Genomic DNA, 16,219 nt, shown 5'->3' on the forward strand with positions numbered 1-16,219 from the left:
GTGCTCAGCCGACCGGGCTGGCCTCCCGCTCGTCCGGGGTCTCCGCGGCGGCCTTGCGGTTGCGCCGGATGCTGGACCAGAGCGCCGCGCCGATGAAGGCGACGCCGACCAGGCCGGTGATGATCTCGTTGATGTGCACGCCGATCGAGACCAGCAGGATGGTGGCGAGCGCGCCGATCGCCCAGTGCGCGCCGTGCTCCAGGTACACGTACTCCGAGAGCGTGCCCTGCCGCACCAGGTAGACGGTGATCGACCGGACGAACATGGCGCCGATCAGGCCGAGGCCGAGCGCGATGATGATCGGGTCGGCGGTGATGGCGAAGGCGCCGATCACGCCGTCGAAGGAGAACGAGGCGTCCAGCACCTCCAGGTAGAGGAAGAGGAAGAAGCCGGCCTTGCCGGTGGCCTTGGCCAGGTCGGATGGGCCGGTGCGCTTGCCCTCCAGCTCCTTGCCCGCCTCGTCGAGGTTCTCTTCGAATTCCTCGGTGTGGAACATGGAGCCGAGGCCGTCGACGGCGATGTAGGTGATCATGCCGAGCAGCCCGGCCAGCAGCACGGTGGCGCGGTTGTCGTCGTCGGCGAGGAACTCGGCGGCGAGCACCAGCGCGATACCGGCGACCACGACCGAGAGCATGTCCAGCCTGCCCGCCTTGGCCAGCGGCTTCTCCAGCCAGCTCAGCCAGGTGATCTCGCGCTCGGCGAAGATGAAGTTCAGGAAGAGCAGCGCGAGGAACATGCCGCCGAAGGCCGCGATCTGCGGGTGCGCGTCGGTGATCAGGGTTTCGTAGCTCGGGCTGCCGTCCGGGAAGTAGGCGGCGTCGCCCTCCGGCGGGTTCAGCGCGAGGTCGAATGCCTGCACCGGATTCAGCCCGGCGGTGACCCAGATGATCGCCAGCGGGAAGAGCAGCCGCATGCCGAAGACGGCGATGAGGATGCCGACGGTGAGGAAGATCCGCTGCCAGAATTCACTCATCCGCCGCAGCACCGTGGCGTTGATGACGGCGTTGTCGAACGAGAGCGACACCTCGAGAATGCCGAGGATGGCGCAGAGGAAGAGTGCGGTCGGGCCTCCGTAGAGGAAGGCCACGACCAGTGAAAGCACTGTGACGAGGCCGGAGAGGCCGAATATGCGCAGGACCACCGGAGGGACCTTTCGTTGTCGGGGCCGGACGTAGCCGCCGTCCAGCCTGGATGCGCGGGCGCGCGTTGTCCACCGGAGGCGGCCGGGCACGAGAAGGGGGCCCGTCCCCGGGCCCCCTCACACGCGGTCGTGCGTCAGACGTTCACGCCGTAGTCGCGCGCGATGCCGGACAGGCCGGAGGCGTAGCCCTGGCCGATGGCGCGGAACTTCCACTCGGCGCCGTTGCGGTACAGCTCGCCGAAGACCATGGCGGTCTCGGTGGAGGCGTCTTCGGTGAGGTCGTAGCGGGCGAGCTCCTCGCCGTTGCTGCGATCCGAGACCCGGATGTAGGCGTTGCGCACCTGGCCGAAGGACTGCTGGCGGGTCTCCGCGTCGTAGATCGAGACCGGGAAGACGATGCTCTCGATGGTCGCCGGGGTGTTGGCCAGGTCGACGTTGATGACCTCGTCGTCGCCCTCGCCCTCGCCGGTGCGGTTGTCGCCGGCGTGCTCGATCGCGCCCTCCGGGGACTTCAGGTTGTTGAAGAACACGAAGTGCTGGTCGGACACGACCTTCTTGTCCGCGCCGGTGGCGATCGCGCTGGCATCCAGGTCGAAGTCGGTGCCCGTGGTGGTCCGAACGTCCCAGCCGAGGCCGACCGCGACGGCCGTCAGGTTGGGGGCTGCCTTGCTCAGCGAAACGTTGCCGCCCTTGGACAAACTGACACCCATGCGGGAATCCCTTTCGATGGTCGGTGTGTGGTCCCGACATGTCCGAATCGCCGGGTACGCCATACGACACTAGTAGGTTTCGGCGAACTTGCGTAGGAACCGGCGCTCAGGGGATCTCCTACGATCGGGGCGTGGCAGGGCGCAGGCGTGGATGGTTCCGATCGTCGGGGCGCGACGAGTGGATCGAGCAGGCTCGGGCCGGTGTGGTCGCGGCCTTCCTCGACATGGACCGACGGCAGAGCGCGGCCGATTCGGCGGTGCTCGCGGCCGCGGAGGTCCGGCCGGACGCGGCGCTCGCCCGGGCCTGGGAACCGGTCCGCAACCGCTGCTACGCGGCGGCCGGGGTGTATCTGGCCCTGAACGACGATCTGGAGGCGGCGGAGCGCGACGGCACCCCGGTGCCGGGCGGCCCGCTCCGCGCCGAGCAGGTCACCAGGCAGCTCGCAGAGGCCGGGCGCGCGGTGGACGAGTTCTGGAACGCGCACCGGGCGCGGCTGGAGGACGCGGTCGCGGTGCTCGGCGCGGTGCCCCGGTTCGCCGAGGAGGTGCGGGCCGAGGCGGAGCGGGTGCTCACCGCCGCCGCGAGTTCGGAGTACACCGGGTACCGCTCGATTCGCTCCGGGGTCGCCGCCGTCGATGAGGCGCTGCTCACACTGGCCGCGGCCACCGCCGAGGGGCCTGGCCGGGTGCGCGCCGCCGCCACCGCGCTGCGCGAGGTGACCGCGCTGCTGTCGGAAGCATTGGCGCAGGCCCCTTCTCGGCGCGGCGCCGCGGCCAATGCGATCGCCTCGGTGACCACCCGCATCGCCGCGGTGCGGACCAGGGCTGAGGGGCTCGGCGCGGCCTACTCGGCGCTGCTGCGCGAGTTCAACGCTGCGAGTTCGGCCGATCTGACCAACAATGAGCGGGAGAGCCAGCAGGCCGTCGCCGCCGCCGATTCCGCACTAGCGGGAGCGCGGGCCGCGGCGGCCGAGCACGATCCGGAGACCGCGCTTGAACTGACCACTTCCGCGCGCGCCAGCCTCGCGGCGGCCGAGCAGCAGGTCGATGCCGTCACCCGGCGACTCACCCTGCTGCGCGAGGTCGCCGCGCACCCGAATATGAAGGCCGAGGCCGTACGATTCCGGCTGCGGGACGCGCAGATGCTCGCGGTGAGCCGGGGGCTCGTCGCCGAATGGGGTTCGGTACTCGATGCCCAGATCGACCGAATCGACCGCGCCGTCGCCGCCCTGACCGGTAGGCACCCGAACTATTGGGCATACGTCACAGAGCTCGACACCATCGCCGACTTCATCGCGGGCGTGGTGGATCGAATGCGGAAAGAACCAGGACAACGACGAGGATGAGGACGGGGCCGCGATGACCGCGAGCATTGCCGTCGCGCAGGAGGTCTCCCTGCGCAAACGGAAGCCGCTGTGCCATTTCCGGCAGCTGCCCGGCGGGCGGGCGCCGGAGCTGTTCCACCGGCGGCCGCAGCCGTTCGGCGACAGCGACGAGCGGGAGCTGCTCGCCATCGCGCTCGGCGCGACGCTATATGTCCCGGCGACCAGGAACGATCTGGCCGCCACCATTCGGCGCCGGGCCGCGCGCGGCGTCTGCTCCATGGTGATCGACTTGGAGGACGCGGTCGCCGACCACGAGGTCGAGTGGGCGACGGTACAGGCGGTGGCGGTGCTCGACGAGCTCGCCGCCGACCCGGACCCCAACCCGATGCTCTTCGTCCGGGTGCGCGACGCCGCCACCATCACCGAGATCGCGGAAGCGCTCGGCCCCGGCGCCGCCGTGCTCACCGGCTTCGTCTTCCCCAAGTTCGACAGCCGAAGCGGCCCCTCCTATTTCACCGCGCTGGCCGCGGCGACGCAGCGGCTCGGCCGCACCGTGTACGCCATGCCGGTGCTGGAGTCGGCGGCGCTGGTGCACCGGCAGACCAGGGACCTGGAGCTGGGCCGGATCGCGGAGCTGCTGGCCGCGCACCGGGAGCAGGTGCTCGCGGTGCGGGTCGGCGCCACCGACATGTGCGCCACCTTCGGCATCCGCCGCGACCGCGACCTCACCATCTACGACGTCCGGGTGGTCGCCGACGTGATCGCCGACATCGTGAACTACCTGGGCCGCGCGGACGGCTCCGGCTTCGTGATCACCGGCCCGGTCTGGGAGTACTTCGCCGACCACGAGCGAATGTTCCGGCCGCTGCTGCGCACCGCGCCGTTCGAGGAGTCGGACGCGGTGAAATTCCGCCAGTACCTGGTGAGCCGGGATCTGGACGGGCTGCTCAGGGAGATCACCCTGGACCGGGTCAACGGGATCCAGGGCAAGACGGTGATCCACCCGTCGCACGTGGCGGCGGTGCACGCGCTCTCGGTGGTGACGCACGAGGAGTACTCCGACGCGCTGGACATCCTGCGCGCCGACGTCGGCGGGGTCGCCGCCTCCGGCTACCGGAACAAGATGAACGAGATGCGCCCGCACCGCAGCTGGGCCAGGCAGACCGTGCTGCGCGCGCGGGTCTTCGGGGTGGCGAACAAGGGCGTCTCCTTCGTCGACCTGCTCACCGCGCTGGTGACGGAATGAGCTGGGCGACCAGGGAGCTCGGTTTCGGTGTGCACCACGAGCGCGGTGCCGCGGCGCACCCGGGCACCGTGCCCGCGCTGATCGAGCCGGGGTTGCGCAGGGGCAACCCGCGCCGCGCCCACCTGCTGGTCTCCACCGTGCTCGGCAAGCACATCCCGACCGACCCCGCCGTCGTGCGCGGCGCCGGCGAGCGCCTCGGTGACCTGGTGCGCGAGCGGCTCGGCGAGAGCGACGCGGTGGTGCTCGGCTTCGCCGAGACCGCGACCGGGCTCGGGCACTGCGTCGCTACCCGGATCGGCGCCAGGTGCTACCTGCACTCCACCCGGCGCGCCGTGCCTGCCGCGCGGACGCTCGCCGGTTTCGAGGAGGGGCACTCGCACGCCACCTCGCACCTGCTGCAACCGGAGCCGGCCGCGGTCTTCGCCGACGGGCTGCCGCTGGTGCTGGTGGACGACGAGATCTCCACCGGGAAGACGGCACTGGAGGCGCTGCGGGCGCTGCACGCCTTCGCGCCGCGCAGGCACTACGTGCTGGCCAGCCTGGTCGACATGCGCACCGCGGCGGACCGGGCGCTGGTCGAGGCAGCCGCCGCCGAGCTGGGCGCGCGGATCGACACCGTGTGCCTGGCGGCGGGGCGCGTCGAGTTGCCCGCCGACCTGCCCGAAGCGGTGACGGCGCTGCCCGAGCACCGGCTGAACCCGGTCGGCGCGCGGCGGGGTGCGGTGGCGCGGGTGCGGCTGCCGTGGCCCGCCGACGTTCCCGAGGGCGGGCGGCACGGGTTCCTGCGCGCCGATCAGCCCGGGTTCGAGCGGGCGCTGGCGGCGGCCGTGGCCGCGCTGCGGGAAGCGCTCGATCCGGCCCGCCCGGTCGTGGTGATCGGCCACGAGGAGCTCATGTACCTCCCGCTGCGGCTGGCCGGCGCGCTGGCAGCGGCGGGGACGCCCGCGCGATTCCAAACGACCACCCGCTCCCCGGCGTACGTCCTCGACGAGCCGGACTACCCGCTGCGCCGCGGCTTCCGGTTCACCGCGCCGGAGTCCGGCGACGACGCGCCGCGCTACCTCTACAACGCCGCGTGGCCCGGCGCCGATCCGCTGCTCGTGCTGGTGCTGGACGAACCCGCCGACACCACCGCGCTCAGCGCCGCGGGCGGGCTGCTCGACGTGCTCACCGCCGCCGGGGCGGACGTGCTGGTCGCGGTGGTTCCCGGCGCCGATCCGCGGCTGCTGCGCGCGGCCCGCGCGCTGCCGCAGCCGCTGTACGGCCCGGATTTCGGCTCCTACGCCGCCGACGAGGTGGCCTGGCTGCTGAAGGACCTCTCCGCGCTCGACCTGGAGGCCGATGTGGCCGAGCGGGAGCGCCGGATCCAGGCCGGGGTGGCGCACTACGCGGAGTCGCTGCCGATCGAGTTCCAGCCGGACGCCGACTACCGCGAGCTCTTCGACAAGGTGCTGGCGGAGAGCGCGGAGCGGCTCGCGCTCGCCGTCGGCACGGTGGCCGAGCTGGTGGTCGCCGAGCGTGGCGACGATGTCGTGCTCGCCTCGCTGGCCAGGGCGGGGACGCCGATCGGGATCCTCATGCGGCGCTGGCTGCGGCACCGGAGCCCGGCACTGGAGGTGCCGCACTATGCCGTGTCCATCGTGCGCGATCGAGGCATCGACGCGGTGGCGCTGGACTACCTGGCGGCGCAGCACGACCCCGCCTCCGTGGTCTTCGTCGACGGCTGGACCGGCAAGGGCGCCATCGCCAGGGAGCTCACCGCCGCGCTGGACGCGTACCGCGCCGCGGGCGGCGCCCGCTTCGACGACGGGCTCGCGGTGCTCGCCGACCCGGGCCACTGCGTGCGCACCTTCGGCACCCGCGACGACTTCCTCATCGCCTCGGCCTGCCTGAACTCCACCGTCTCCGGGCTGGTCTCGCGGACCGTGCTGAACGCCGAGCTCATCGGCGCGCGCGATTTCCACGGCGCCAAGTTCTACCGCGAGCTGGCCGCCGACGACGTCTCCGGGCGGCTGCTCGACACCGTGACCGAGGCCTTCGACACCGTGCGCGACCGGGTGCCCGCGGCGGTCGCCGCGATCCGGGCGAGCGACCGCACCCCGACCTGGACCGGGTGGGCCTCGGTGGAGCGGGTGCGCGCCGAGTACGGCATCGGCACGGTGAACTTCGTCAAGCCGGGGGTCGGGGAGACCACCAGGGTGCTGCTGCGCCGGGTGCCGTGGCGGGTGCTGGTGCGCGAGGCCGACGCGCCGGAGCACGCGCACATCCGGATGCTGGCCGCCGCCAGGGGGGTTCCGGTGGAGGTCGTGCCCGAGCTGGCCTATTCGTGTATGGGATTGATCAAGGACGTGCAGTGAGCTCTGCTCTACCGGCCCTGGTGGCCACCGATCTGGACCGCACCATGATCTATTCGCGGGCGGCGAGCGGCGACGCCGAATCGCTGGTCTGCGTGGAACACCTGGACGGGGAGCCGATCTCGTACCTCACCGAGCGCGCCGGTGCGCGGCTCGGCGAGCTGGCCGGGGTGGCAGCGGTGCTGCCGACCACGACAAGGACCATCGAGCAGTACCGGAGGATCGCGCTGCCCGGCGGGCCGTTCCGGTACGCGGTGACGAGCAATGGCGGGAATGTGCTGGTCGACGGCGAGCCCGATAGCGCCTGGCGGGCGGCGGCCGGGCGGGCTGCGGCGGCCGGTGGAGCCGGGCTGGCCGAGGTGCGGGCCGAGTTGCTGCGGCGGATCGATGACTCGTGGGTGCTCAAGTTCCGGGAGGCGGACGAGCTCTTCTGCTACCTGGTGGTGAATGTGGCGGCCATGCCCCCGGGGTTTCTCGCGGAGTGGGACGGGTGGTGCCGGGCGCACGGGTGGGGGGCTTCGCAGCAGGGGCGGAAGATCTACGCCATGCCGCAGGCGGTGTGCAAGAGCGTTGCCGTCGCCGAGGTGCGGACGCGGCTGCTCGAGTCCGGGGAGCTGGCGCCCGAGGCGCCGTTGTTCGCCGCCGGTGACGGGGCGTTGGACGCGGAACTGCTGGCTGCGGCGGATTTCGCTATTCGGCCGCGGCACGGGGAGCTGGAGGAATTGGGCTGGACCAGCCCGAATCTGGCGCTGACCGAGACGCGTGGGGCGGATGCGGGGGCCGAAATCGTGGAGTGGTTCCACACCGGCGTCCGTGCGTCCGCCGCCACAGCGGCGAAAGAACTCGCGGGGTAGGCCTGTCGGCCTACCCCGCACCCCACCCGAGACCGCCGGTCGGCGAGCTCGCGGCGCATGCCTCGGCGAAGGCGCGCGGCCGCGGACCCCACCCGGCCTCGGCCGGGGCGCCGCAAGCGCGGACTCAGGGCTGGGAGTCGAGGCCCTTCGCCAGGACCGGCCAGGAGGCCTTGAGGTCGTCCTGCCAGTAACCCCAGGAGTGGGTGCCGCTGTCGCGGTAGACGAAGGTGGCGGGGATACCGAGCTCCTGCAGGCGATTGTCCAGGTTGTGGGTGGACCAGTTCACGCCCGCCTCGATGACCGCGCCGATGGCGACGGTCTGCGGGGTATCGGCCGGTTTCTCCAGCCGGAACTTCCCGCCCGGCTCGTCGTAGACGCCGGGAATCCCACTGCCGGTGGAGACGAAGAGATCGGTGCCGCGCAGCTTCTCGGCATTGACGATGGGGTCGTTTTCCCGCCACAGCGGGTCGTCCGCCGGGCCCCACATGTTCTCGGCGTCGCCGCCGCCCCAGGTCTCCACGGTCACCTTCACCATGTTCTGGCCGATGGGGTCGCTGGTCTGGGCCAGCCCGCTGTAGACCGCCGCGCTGCGGTACAGCCCGGGCTTGGCGATGGCCAGATTCAGCACCGACACCCCGGACATGGAGAGCCCGGCGATGGCGTTCACCCTGTTGGTGCCGAGCACCTCGTCGATCAGCGGCGGCAGCTCCTCGCTGATGTAGGTCTTCCACTTGTTCACGCCGAGGACCGGGTCGGCCGACTTCCAGTCGGTGTAGAAGGTCCAGGCGCCGCCGATGATCTGCACCACGTTGACGTTCTTGTCGCCGAGGAACTCCAGCGCGTCGGTCATCCGCTGCCAGGAGGCCGAGTCGACGCCGCCGCCCGCGCCGTTGAGCAGGTAGAGCGAGGGCCGCGGCGCCGACGTGTCGGCGGGGCGGAGCACGTCGACCACCAGGGTCCGGTTCATGGCGGCGGAGTGGATGTGCAGCCGGACATTGCGCGCGTCCAGCGCCTCCACCTTCTCCACGGAGGAGCCGCCCGGCGCGACCGCCTTGGCGGTCACGACGTTCGGGGCCGGTGCCGGCTCGGCGAGCGCCGGGCTCACCGACCCGAGCAGGCCGGCGGCGAGTGCCGCCGCGACCATGGTTCGCCTACCGGCGCGGCGGATCGACATCCTCGTCCTTCGTTCGTCCTGCTACCGCGAGATCCGCGGCCCGCCGAACCGATCGGCGGAGCGCGCCCGAATATACCGGCGCGCCGATCTTTTCAGTACTGCTGTTGCTGACCCGCCAATTGCTGGGCGATCACGCCCTGCAACCGCTGCAGCCCGCCGACCGTCATCCCGCTCTGCAACTGCCCCTCGATGGTGCGGACCACCTGGGAATCGCTGAGCACCTTCTCGCTCGACTGGATGAGCACGGTGCCCGCGCCGGTGAAGTCGAACTGCCGCTCCTCGCCGGAGCTGACGCCGAACCGCGCCGCCCCCGCCGCCAGGAAGTCGGTGATCCAGCGCTGGTCGTAGTGGTGGCTCGGGGACGGGCAGTCCGCCCAGCCGACCAGGGACTCCGGATCCACCCGCAGCGGCGGCTCGGCGAACATCACCGGGCCGTTCGACGAGGCGAGGAATTTGCCGGTGCCGATCAGGGTGAGGAAGCCGGGCACGATGGACTGGTTCAGCGAGAGCCCCGGCTCGAAGGCGAGCAGGTTGGCGGCGCGGATCGTGAGGTTGCCGTCGTCCAGATCGTAGGAGTTGATGTCGTAGCCGCGGTCGCCGATGATCAGCTTGCCGTGCCCCTCGGCCACCACGTAGTCGCCGGTGAAGAGCGGCGCGGAGAACTGGGTGGAGACCATGTGCAGCAGCCCGCCGTGCAGGCCGTGCGTGAGCACCTGGAAGTTCATCTGTCCGTAGTAGGCGATCATCGCGCCCTTGCGCATGAACCAGGGTTTGTTCAGGTCGATGGAGTACGCGTAGCTGTTTCCCGGGATGTTGTCGCTCTCACCGAGATTCATGGGGTTCAGGATCTGGCTCATGGCTCACAACTTCTCTTCGGAGGCCTGCACGTAGACGATGCCCTGGCCGACGCAGTGCAGCTGCATCGCCTCGCCGGCGCCGCGGCCGACCGCGTCCCGCCAGCTCATCGCCGTTTTCAGCTCGGTCTGCACATTGCCGTACGCGGCCACGAAGGCCTGCGGATCGACCACGATCGGATTCGGCCCGCCCACCTGCAGCTCCAGGAACCCGCCGTGCGCCAGCAGTACCGCCGAGCCCTGCCCGCTGAGCTGGGTGGTGAACATGCCCTGCCCGGTGAGGGCGCCGGAGGCGGCGCCGCGCAGCGCGCCCATGATGCCGCCGCCGCCACCGCCACCACCGCCCGAACTCGCCACCGAGACGATCGAGCTCTGCAGCTGCGCGGAGTTGGCGAGCAGCCTGGACGCCTCCACCCGGAGCACCGCGCCCGGCTGCATCTGCACCACGTGGATCTCCAGCCCGGCCAGGCCGTAGTGCACCTCGCCGTTGCCCTGGGCCAGCATGGTGCTCTCGTGCTCGCCCGCCATCATCCGGCCCGCCATGCGGAGCATGCCGCCGCCCATGCCGCCCATCCCGCCGCCGCCCGTCCCGGCGATCTGGTGCGGGGAGAACGAGACGTCGCCGGTGTAGAAGAGCATGGCGCCCTTGCGCGCGACCACGCCGCCCGCCATCCCGACGTTGACCTTGACGACCTTGCCGTTGACCTTCTCGAACATGGAAGCGCCCCTTACCGTTCCGCGGGCTGGATCAGTACGACGCCCTGCCCGTCCCAGCGCAGCGAGAACGCCTCGCCCGCGTCCTGCCCCATGACCGTGCGCCAGGAGACGTCGGTGACGAAGGACTGGTTGAGATTGCCCTGGGCCGCGACGAAGGCATCCGGATCGACGATCAGCGGGTACTGCGGGCTGACCTCGAGGTGGATCAGCGGGCCGCCCGCGGAGAGCAGCGCGACCTGCCCCTGGCCGGTGACCGTCGTGGTGAAGAGCCCCTGCCCGGTGGAGGCGCCGCGCACGCCGGCGAAGCGGATGTCGGTGCGCAGGTTGCCCGCGAAGGCGAGCAGCTGCTGCGACTCCACCTGCAGCGTCTCGTTGTTCAGGTTCACCACGGTGACGTTCTGCCCGTTCACCGCGAAGAAGACGCGGCCGTTGCCGCCGCACTCCATGAGCGAGAGCTTCTCGCCGGTGGCGCGGCGCTTGAGCCCCGCGAGCACGCCGTCGCCGCCGCCGAAGCCGGCGGACTTGAACTGCACGTTTCCTTCGTAGGCGATCATCGAGCCGGAGATCGCGCGGACACTGGTGCCGGCGAGGTGGGCCTCGATCACCTTCTTCGACTGCTCGAACAGCTGTGCCATAGGAAATCGCCTGTGGTCTCGGGGGAACGGCGGAGGGTTCGCGGTGTTCCGTGCGAGCGACACACTAACCGATCCGGCTGTGGCCTGCGGTCTTCGCGAACCACGGTTGTGCACAGGTTCCGATTTGTCCCCAAATGTCTCCGGGGTGTTCACGCTGCCGCGCCGACCGGCGATTCTCGTAGAGTGGCTTCGAACGCACCGACAAGCGAAGGGTCTAACTTGTCCGCATCACTCGCCAAAGGCCAGAACGGCCCACTGGCAGTCAACGACGTCGTGGTCTCCATCCAGCTCACGGCTCCCGCGGATCTCTCCGCGCTGCTCGTCACCGAACAGGGGAAGGTCCGCTCCGACGCGGACTTCGTCTTCTTCAACCAGCCGAGCGGTCCCGGCGTGAACCTGGTGCCGGCGGCCGGGGGGCCCGCCGCGCTCGCGGTCTCGCTGGCCCAGGTGCCGCCGGATATCGCGCAGATCCGCGCGGTGATCACGCTGGAGGACGCGTCCAGCAACTTCGGCCGGTTCCCCGCGCCCACCGCGATCGTCTCCGACGCATCGGGGAACCAGCTCTTCGAGTACCGGATCGATGGCCTGGCCAGCGAGTCCATCGTGATCGCGCTGGAGCTGTACCGGCGCCAGGGCGCCTGGAAGGTACGCGCGGTCGGGCAGGGCTACGCGGGCGGCTTCGCCGCGCTGGTCACCGATCACGGCGTGAGCGTTGACGATTCGCCCGCCCCGCAGACGCAGAGCGCGCCGCCGCCCCCGCCGCCGGCCCCGACCCAGGTCGCGCAGCCGACGCAGGGCTACCCGCCGCCGCAGCAGCAGTACGCGCCGACCCAGGGTTACCCGCCGCCGCAGCAGCCCGCGCAGGGCGGCTACCCGCCCCCGCCGCAGGGCGGGCAGCAGGGGTACCCGCCGCCGCCCCCGCAGGGTGGCTACCCGCAGCAGCAGGGCGGGTACCCGCCGCCGCAGCAGGGTGGGTACCCGCAGCAGGGCGGTCAGCCGCAGCAGGGGTACCCGCCCGCCGCGCCGCCGCAGCAGCCGCCCGCCGAGGTGAGCCTGAGCAAGGATCGGCCGGTCAGCCTGGAGAAGGGCCAGCGGGTCACGCTGCGCAAAGAGGGCGGCGCCCAGCTGACCTTCGTCAAGATGGGGCTCGGCTGGGATCCGGTGCGCACCCGCGGCATGTTCGGCAGCCGCACCGTCGATATCGACCTGGATGCCTCGGTCACCATGTTCGCCGACAACAACCTGGTCGACGTGGCCTACTACGGCCAGCTCAGCTCCAAGGACGGCTCGGTCCGGCACCAGGGCGACAACCTGACCGGCGAGGGTGACGGCGACGACGAGGTGATCCTGGTGGATCTCACCCGGGTGCCCGCGCACGTCACCACGCTGCTCTTCATCGTCACCTCCTACAAGGGGCACTCCTTCGAGCAGGTGCAGAACGCCTTCTGCCGCTTGGTCGACGGCAGCAACAATGCCGAGCTGGCGCGCTTCACCCTGGCAGGCGGCATGCCGTTCACCGCCATGGCGATGGCCAAGATCTACCGCGCGGGCGGCGACTGGAAGTTCGTCGCGCTCGGCGAGGGATTCCAGGCCAAGCACCCGGGCGAGGCGGTCCCGCAGCTGGGCCGGTTCCTGGTGAGCAGCTGAGCGGAGCGGATGTCGTGATCCAGTTGCAGGCCGGGCAGAACACCCCGCTCACCGGCGGGGCCGTGCGATTCGAGGCGTCCGCCGGTGCGGCGCTGCGCTTCGCGGCCCTGGTGGTGGCGGACAACCTGCGGGTCACCGGCCCGGAGGATCACGTCTCCGCCGAGCGGCCGGGCGCGCCGGGGGTGGCGCTCGCCGGGAGCGCCGTCGTCGTCGACCCGGCCGCCGTGCGGGCCGATGCGCAGGCGGTGCTGCTCGTCGTCGCGGCGGACCCGGCGGCGCCGGTGCCGCCCGGTGGGCTCGGCTCCGTCGAGGCCGTGCTCACCGGGGTGGACGGGGGCGGGATCGCCCGGTTCACCTTCACCCCGTCGGCCGGAGAAACGGCGCTCATCTGCTTCGAGGTGTACCGGAGGGGGAGCGGCTGGAAGTTGCGCGCGGTCGGGCAGGGGTACGCCGGTGGGATGGGTGCGCTGCTCCCCGCGCACGGGATAGCGGCCCCCGCACCCGGCGTCGGCGGCGCCTCCGGATTCGGTGACGCGCCGGGCATCGGTGGTGCCTTCGGGGGCGGCGGCGCGTCCGCCTTCCTCGCCCCGGGCGCTCGGCCCGGCGCCGCTCCCGCGGCGGGAGCACCGCTCGAGGTCGCGCACGGCCTCGAACGCATCTGGATGATCTTCGAGGACGCGGCGCGCTCCGCGGCGGCGCTCATCGCCGCCCGCGACTACGCCGACAAGCGGCTGGATCAGGAACTCTCCGCCGCCGTCTCCGACCCGGCTACCCGCAACACCCCGGCCGCCGACCAGGCGAGGCAGCTCGCCCAGCAGCGCTACGACGAGCTGATCGGCATCGCCGAGGGCAACCACCGCAGGGACAGCGAACAGCTGCTCCGCGAACTCGCCGAGGCGGACCGGCAGCTGCCACCCGCACTCGCCTCCTGGGACGCCCCCGCCTGGGACCGCCCGCCCGCTGCCGCGGACGGCATCCGGCTCGGCGAGCTGTACGCGATCGAGCGCGGCTCGCTGCGGATCCCGTACTGCGTGCCGGTGCCGCTCAACCGCCCGCTCTGGATCGACACCGAATCCAGCGCCGCCGTGGCCCCCGTGGTCGGGGCGCTGCTCGCGCGGCTCATCTCCGCGGTCCCCGACCGGCGCACGGTGGTCGACCTCATCGACCTCACCCAGGGATTCCGCAGCCTCACCCCGCTGCTCGCCCCCGTGCTGGCCGGGGCGCCGATCACCGACCACACCGACATCTCGGCCCGGCTGCAAGCCCTGGTCGAGGCTGTCGAGCTCGCCGAGCTGGCCGCGAGTGGCGGGGCGGGGGTGCCGCCGGGGGAGCACCGGATCCTGGTGGCCGCCGATTTCCCGCACGGGTACCAGGGGATCGACGTGCAGCGGCTCGCCACCCTGGTGCTGCGCGGCGGGCTGATCGGGCTCTCGGTCGTCGTCGTCGGCACCAATGAATCCGGCTCGACGGAGAGCGCCCTCGCCGCCCTCTCCCAGTCCTGTCGCCACCTGCCGACCATCGCCGGTACGCCGCTGTTCGACCCGTGGACGGGATCGGCTTGGGAGCTGGCGCTCGATCTCCTTCCCCAGGAGCCGGGAAGGCAGGCGAGGTTCCTGCGGAGTGTTTGATTTGCCCGGGGGTGTTTGATTGGCCCGGCTGTGTTTGATTTGCCCGGCTTCGCCGGGTGGGTTCGCGGCCCCGGGGGGTCTCGCCGTTCAGCACTCGAGACTCGCGCCTGCGGCGCATGCGCTTTCGAGTGCTGAACGGCGAGACGGGCCGCGAACGGGGCTCGTAGGACTCGCCCCCGGGTGGGGGGCTCAGAGGTGGCTGGGTTTGGGGCGGAGACGGTCCGGGAGCCAGGGGAGGAGGGGGTCGGGGGCTCGGTCGAGGACGCCGCCGAGTGGGTCGTCGGCGTAGTCGCGGCGGACCGGGTCTTCGTCGGGGCGGTAGATCTGCCGGACCACAAGGGCGCAGAGCGCGAGCACGGCCAGGTCACGGAGGAGCACCGTGCCGGTGAACCACTGCTCGGGGAGACCTTTGCGGTCGGTGCCGAGGTAGTAGTACATGCGGGGGACCCAGACCAGGGCGTCGATGGTCATCCAGGCCAGCAGGATGCGGCGGTGCGGTAGCGCCAGCACCGCCAGCGGGACGAGCCAGAGCGAGTACTGGGGGCTCCACACCTTGTTGGTCAGCAGGAACGCCGCGATCAGCAGGAAGCAGAGCTGGGCGAGGCGGGGGCGGCGGGGGGCGGTGAGCGCCAGGTACGCGATGGCGAGGCAGGCGAGGGCGAAGGCCACCAGCGAGACCAGGTTCAGGATGCTCGGGGCCTCGCCGTGCACGAGTTCTCCGTCGAAGCCCGCCCAGCCGGTGAACGAGGTGATCACGTTGTAGATCGAGTCGGGGTCGGCGTGCCTGGTGGTGTTGAGCCGGAAGAACTCACGCCAGCCCTGCGGGTAGAGCAGGGCGATCGGCAGGTTCACCAGCCCCCAGGTGAGCAGTGCCGCCACCACGGTGGCACCGGCGGCGCCGAGCGGGCGCGCGCTGAGCGCCTCCAGCCGCTGCCGCCGCCCGTCCCACCAGTCCAGGAAGGTGGACAGGTCGCGCACCGAGCCGAGCCCGGGGCCGGTCGCGGCGTTCGGCGTCCGGTGCAGCGGGTCGGCGCGCAGGCAGAGGATCACCAGCGGGCCGAGCAGCAGCAGCGGGTACAGCTTGGCGGCGCCGCCCAGGCCGAGCAGCACCCCGGCCAGCACCGGCCTGCGCCGGGCCCAGGCCAGCAGCCCGGTGGCGGCGAAGGCGGTGGCGAGGGCGTCGAAATTGGTGAAGGCGTGCACGATCACCAGCGGCGAGCAGACCAGCAGCGCGACATCCCACGGTCGCCTGCCCGCGGATCGGGTGGTCGCCCAGACGGTGACCAGCCAGGCCAGCGCCAGCCCGATCGCCACCACATCGAAGTAGATGACGACCTGCAGGGCGCCCGAGCCCGGCAGCGGCAGCATGTCGTAGGTCTTGGCGATCCGCATGGCCAGGTACTGGTAGAGCCCGGAGAGCACCGGATACTCCATGTACCTGACCTCGGTGCCGCCCTCGGGGGTCTGCTCCACCCAGTACTTCTTGTACGGGAAGGCGCCCTCGTTCAGCCGCTCCGCGCCGTACAGCGGCACCGTGTCGGAGTAGCACATGGCCACGTACTGCCTGCCGTTGTTCCAGTCCAGCGAGAGCTGGCCGTTGCCGTCCGAGGTCTGCTGGATGCAGGCCGCCTTGGTGGACCAGCCCAGCGCGAGGAAGAGCACCGCGAAGGCGAGCAGCACACGCAGCGGCGTCCAGTACCCGGCCCGTCCGATCAGTGCGTGGTCGCCGACCGGGCCGCCCACCGCGGTGCTGAGCTGCGCGGCGAGCGAATCGTTGCGGCTCGGCTTGTCCCGCCCGTCGGCCGAGCGCAGGTCGGGCGCGAGCGGCGCGGGCGAGATGTAGCCGGGGAGCGGGTGGTACACGGCGTCCTTGCCGGTGCCGGGCGAACCGGCGGCCGGCACGATACCGCCGGCCGCCCGCTCATCGGCCACCT

13 protein-coding genes are annotated in these 16,219 nt (G+C 71.6%); 6 read left to right on the forward strand and 7 right to left on the reverse strand.

What is annotated here, in order from left to right; genetic code table 11:
- Nucleotides 1-4: 4 nt before the first annotated feature.
- Nucleotides 5-1,141, reverse strand: a complete 1,137-nt coding sequence (locus tag NH2_RS05455) for a DUF475 domain-containing protein (RefSeq protein ID WP_067649001.1) — start codon at nt 1,139-1,141, stop codon at nt 5-7.
- A gap of 134 nt (nt 1,142-1,275) precedes the next feature.
- A complete protein-coding gene (locus NH2_RS05460) occupies nt 1,276-1,851 on the reverse strand; it encodes a TerD family protein (RefSeq protein WP_067649004.1) in 576 nt (191 codons plus the stop codon).
- 131 nt (nt 1,852-1,982) lie between these two features.
- Here NH2_RS05460 and NH2_RS05465 point away from each other — a divergent pair, with 131 nt between their 5' ends.
- The 4 genes from NH2_RS05465 to NH2_RS05480 are packed head-to-tail and all read left to right on the forward strand — an operon-like array spanning nt 1,983 to nt 7,630.
- Entirely contained in the window at nt 1,983-3,197 is a 1,215-nt protein-coding gene (locus tag NH2_RS05465) for a hypothetical protein (protein WP_245650432.1), read from the forward strand.
- 13 nt (nt 3,198-3,210) lie between these two features.
- A complete protein-coding gene (locus tag NH2_RS05470; protein WP_084505229.1) occupies nt 3,211-4,422 on the forward strand; it encodes an HpcH/HpaI aldolase/citrate lyase family protein in 1,212 nt (403 codons plus the stop codon).
- Nucleotides 4,419-6,779 (forward strand): phosphoribosyltransferase domain-containing protein, encoded by a 2,361-nt coding sequence (locus NH2_RS05475; protein ID WP_084505230.1) that lies wholly within the window; start codon nt 4,419-4,421, stop codon nt 6,777-6,779. The genes NH2_RS05470 and NH2_RS05475 overlap by 4 nt, the downstream gene beginning before the upstream one ends.
- A 44-nt stretch (nt 6,780-6,823) precedes the next feature.
- Nucleotides 6,824-7,630 carry an HAD family hydrolase gene (locus tag NH2_RS05480; RefSeq protein ID WP_067649404.1) on the forward strand — a complete coding sequence of 269 codons (807 nt, stop codon included), beginning with the start codon at nt 6,824-6,826 and terminating at the stop codon, nt 7,628-7,630.
- Between the two features lie 124 nt (nt 7,631-7,754).
- Here NH2_RS05480 and NH2_RS05485 read toward each other — a convergent pair whose 3' ends face one another.
- The 4 genes from NH2_RS05485 to NH2_RS05500 form a co-directional block, all read right to left on the reverse strand.
- Entirely contained in the window at nt 7,755-8,804 is a 1,050-nt protein-coding gene (locus NH2_RS05485; protein ID WP_245650433.1) for an alpha/beta hydrolase, read from the reverse strand.
- 92 nt (nt 8,805-8,896) lie between these two features.
- The gene (locus NH2_RS05490) at nt 8,897-9,661 is read right to left on the reverse strand and encodes an AIM24 family protein (RefSeq protein ID WP_067649012.1); all 765 of its coding nucleotides are present in this window, start codon (nt 9,659-9,661) and stop codon (nt 8,897-8,899) included.
- A 3-nt stretch (nt 9,662-9,664) separates the two neighbouring features.
- The gene (locus tag NH2_RS05495; protein ID WP_067649015.1) at nt 9,665-10,375 is read right to left on the reverse strand and encodes an AIM24 family protein; all 711 of its coding nucleotides are present in this window, start codon (nt 10,373-10,375) and stop codon (nt 9,665-9,667) included.
- Between the two features lie 11 nt (nt 10,376-10,386).
- The gene (locus NH2_RS05500; RefSeq protein ID WP_067649018.1) at nt 10,387-11,010 is read right to left on the reverse strand and encodes an AIM24 family protein; all 624 of its coding nucleotides are present in this window, start codon (nt 11,008-11,010) and stop codon (nt 10,387-10,389) included.
- A 219-nt stretch (nt 11,011-11,229) separates the two neighbouring features.
- On the opposite strand from NH2_RS05500, the gene NH2_RS05505 reads away from it, so the two are divergent.
- Both NH2_RS05505 and NH2_RS05510 read left to right on the forward strand, forming a co-directional pair.
- Nucleotides 11,230-12,657: a TerD family protein gene (locus NH2_RS05505; protein WP_067649021.1), complete on the forward strand. Its 1,428-nt coding sequence runs from the start codon at nt 11,230-11,232 to the stop codon at nt 12,655-12,657.
- A gap of 14 nt (nt 12,658-12,671) precedes the next feature.
- Nucleotides 12,672-14,285, forward strand: a complete 1,614-nt coding sequence (locus NH2_RS05510) for a TerD family protein (protein ID WP_067649024.1) — start codon at nt 12,672-12,674, stop codon at nt 14,283-14,285.
- A gap of 189 nt (nt 14,286-14,474) precedes the next feature.
- Here NH2_RS05510 and NH2_RS05515 read toward each other — a convergent pair whose 3' ends face one another.
- A complete protein-coding gene (locus NH2_RS05515; RefSeq protein ID WP_067649407.1) occupies nt 14,475-16,148 on the reverse strand; it encodes a glycosyltransferase family 87 protein in 1,674 nt (557 codons plus the stop codon).
- Nucleotides 16,149-16,219 lie beyond the last annotated feature (71 nt).

The organism is Nocardia harenae NBRC 108248 (assembly GCF_001612885.1).
In the GTDB taxonomy this organism is placed as follows: domain Bacteria; phylum Actinomycetota; class Actinomycetes; order Mycobacteriales; family Mycobacteriaceae; genus Nocardia; species Nocardia harenae.

Excerpts from the sequence above, each read along its gene's own strand:
- NH2_RS05500 (WP_067649018.1), bottom strand. The coding sequence starts at position 11,010 with ATGGCACAGCTGTTCGAGCAGTCGAAGAAGGTGATCGAGGCCCACCTC.
- NH2_RS05480 (WP_067649404.1), top strand. The coding sequence starts at position 6,824 with ATGATCTATTCGCGGGCGGCGAGCGGCGACGCCGAATCGCTGGTCTGC.
- NH2_RS05485 (WP_245650433.1), bottom strand. The coding sequence starts at position 8,804 with ATGTCGATCCGCCGCGCCGGTAGGCGAACCATGGTCGCGGCGGCACTC.
- NH2_RS05460 (WP_067649004.1), bottom strand. The coding sequence starts at position 1,851 with ATGGGTGTCAGTTTGTCCAAGGGCGGCAACGTTTCGCTGAGCAAGGCA.
- NH2_RS05495 (WP_067649015.1), bottom strand. The coding sequence starts at position 10,375 with ATGTTCGAGAAGGTCAACGGCAAGGTCGTCAAGGTCAACGTCGGGATG.
- NH2_RS05490 (WP_067649012.1), bottom strand. The coding sequence starts at position 9,661 with ATGAGCCAGATCCTGAACCCCATGAATCTCGGTGAGAGCGACAACATC.
- NH2_RS05475 (WP_084505230.1), top strand. The coding sequence starts at position 4,419 with ATGAGCTGGGCGACCAGGGAGCTCGGTTTCGGTGTGCACCACGAGCGC.
- NH2_RS05470 (WP_084505229.1), top strand. The coding sequence starts at position 3,211 with ATGACCGCGAGCATTGCCGTCGCGCAGGAGGTCTCCCTGCGCAAACGG.